Annotated in this window: 2 protein-coding genes; one reads left to right on the top strand and one right to left on the bottom strand. The window is 68.2% G+C overall.

Translation table 11 applies throughout. The features are described 5' to 3' along the window. Nucleotides 1–1,156 (top strand): PQQ-dependent sugar dehydrogenase (locus tag UK23_RS27865; protein ID WP_045314623.1); only part of this gene is annotated, 1,156 nt, incomplete at its 5' end. Between the two features lie 102 nt (nucleotides 1,157–1,258). On the opposite strand, the gene UK23_RS52975 is transcribed toward UK23_RS27865, so the two are convergent. Next, nucleotides 1,259–2,516: DUF7617 domain-containing protein (locus UK23_RS52975; RefSeq protein WP_045314622.1), on the bottom strand; the 1,258-nt coding region annotated here is incomplete at its 5' end.

Here is a 2,516-nt window from a genome sequence, read left to right as displayed (position 1 = left end):
GATCTACACCGGCTCCACCAAGGTCGGTGACGCGACCGGCACCACCGCCACGATCGGCGGCCGCACCGCGAACACCGAGTACACGTTCACCGTCAAGGCCTTCGACGCCGTCGGCAACGTCGGCCCGGCATCCAACGCGCTGACCGTGAAGACCCGGTCCGGCGGTGACCAGGTCGGTGCCGTCACGCAGATCGCGACCGACAACGACGTGCCGTGGGGCCTCGCGTTCCTGCCCAGCGGCGACGCCGTCTACTCGCGCCGCGACGCGCAGGACCTCATCAAGATCACGCCGTCGGGCCAGAAGACCACGCTGGGCAAGGTCCCGAACGTCTCCGGCACCAACGGTGAGGGCGGCCTGCTGGGCATCGAGTTGTCGCCGTCGTTCAACAGCGACCACTACGTGTACATCTACCACACCGCGTCCGGCGACAACCGCGTCGTGCGGATGACGTTGGACGGCAACACTTTGGGCGAGTACAAGGTGCTGCTGACCGGCATCCCGCGCAACAAGTTCCACAACGGCGGCCGCCTGCGCTTCGGCCCGGACGGCAAGCTCTACGCGTCGACCGGTGACGGCCAGAACGGTGACAACGCGCAGAACAAGCAGTCGCTGGGCGGCAAGGTCCTCCGCCTCAACCCGGACGGTTCCGCGCCCGCGGACAACCCGTTCTTCAGCGAGGGCGGCAACGCGCGCTACGTGTGGTCCTACGGCCACCGCAACGTGCAGGGTCTCGCGTTCGACTCGAAGAACCGCCTGTGGGAGGCCGAGCTCGGCAACTCGAACATGGACGAGATCAACCTGATCCAGAAGGGCGGCAACTACGGCTGGCCCAAGTGTGAAGGCACCTCCGGTTCGTGCTCTGGCTACATCGCGCCGAAGAAGACCTTCTCGGTCGGCTCCGCTTCGCCGTCCGGTCTCGCGATCGTCAACGACGTCCTGTTCCTCGCCGCCCTGCGCGGCGAGCGGCTGTACCGGATGACGATGAACGGAGACAGCATCGGCACCACCACGTCCCACTTCCAGGGCACCTACGGCCGTCTGCGGACGCCGGAACCGGCCCCGGACGGCTCGCTGTGGGTCACCACCTCCAACGGTGACAAGGACTCCACGGCCGGCAACAGCAACACCAAGATCCTCAAGGTGGCGCTGAACTAGAAGCGGCCCGGTGCGGTCCGACATGCGGCGGCGCTAGGCCGGCCCGCACCGGTACCGGAAAGGAAGGCCTCCGGACGTGGCGTCCGGAGGCCTTCCCCGTGCTCACTGCAGCTGGCAGAGCAGCGGACACGCCTTGGCCGACGACCATCCCGTGTAGGACGGCGGGGTGCCGGCGGGCGAGTTCTGCGGCGTGTACTCGACCTTCGCGTTGTTGATCAGCGGGAACAGCGACAGCAATGCGTAGGTCGAGCAGTAGACCTGTTTCGACTGGCCGGGTGCGAGGGTGAACGGCCCGGTCTGGCAGCTCGACTCACCGTCGTCGACCACGTAGGAATCCACAATGGACACCGGGCCGTTGTTGGTGACGGTGATCCGCCAGTACGCGGTGGCGAACAGGAGTCCCAGCACGCCGACCGGCGCCTGTTTCACCCACGGTCCGGCGCCACCGGCCTTGCAGTTCGCAGGTGTGTGCGAGCTGCAGATCTCCTTGTTCACCACCACGTTCGGCTGGCACGCACTGCCGGGCGTGACCGCTCGCGTGACGGTGTTGGACGCGAAGTTGCCGGTCACGTCCGTTCCGTTGGCGGTGTTGCTGACCGAACTGACCGCGCAGTCCGCCGCGATCGTGGTGCGGAAGCACACCTGGGGCGCGTCGCCGGTGAACTCGACGACCAGCGACGGCTGGTTGCCGCCGCCGAAGTCCGCTCCGTTGTTCAGCACCAGCGTGGTGGTCAGGTTCAGCGTCGTCGCGGACACGCCGCTGAGATCGACCGTGCCGTCGGGCGCGAATCCGGGGACCGGAACGGTGGTGCCGTTCTGGTCGGTCGCGGTGACGGAGGAGGCGCCGAAGTTCACGTTCGCCGGTGTGACGCCGACCAGCGCGGCTCTGGTGTAGTAGAACTGCGCCGGGGTGAGCGACACGGAGGCGCCGGTGCGCACGCACGGCGACGCCCCCGTGTCAGGATCCATCGAGAACAGCACGCCCGCGTCGCCGAGGCCGATCAGGCAGCCGGTCGGCGGGTCGTAGGCGTAGCCGTAGTCCCGGGTGACTCCGTTGTTGGCGTTGGGGTGCGTGATGCGCGCCGGGGTACCCGCGCAGGTCGTGCCGGTGCTCCAGTCGTGGCACACCGCGGCACCCTGGTAGGGGCCGCCCCAGATGGCGACGTAGCTGCGCACCCGGTCGCCGACGCGGACGACCTCGGGGTTGAACGCGAGCACGCCGGCTCCCAGTCCGGCCAGGCTGGAGGGTGCGGACAGCGCCGAACCGTCGATCGCGTAGCAGGTGGTGACACTGGTGCCGCCACTCGTGGTCGAGCACGCGCCGGTCTCCGCACCCGTTGTGCCATAAGCGGTGTAGGCG

The sequence above is a fragment of the Lentzea aerocolonigenes genome, assembly GCF_000955955.1.
GTDB classification, from domain to species: Bacteria; Actinomycetota; Actinomycetes; order Mycobacteriales; family Pseudonocardiaceae; genus Lentzea; species Lentzea aerocolonigenes_A.
The sequence above is the reverse complement of the archived record's forward strand: the minus strand, read 5'-3'. Positions and strand labels throughout refer to the sequence as shown.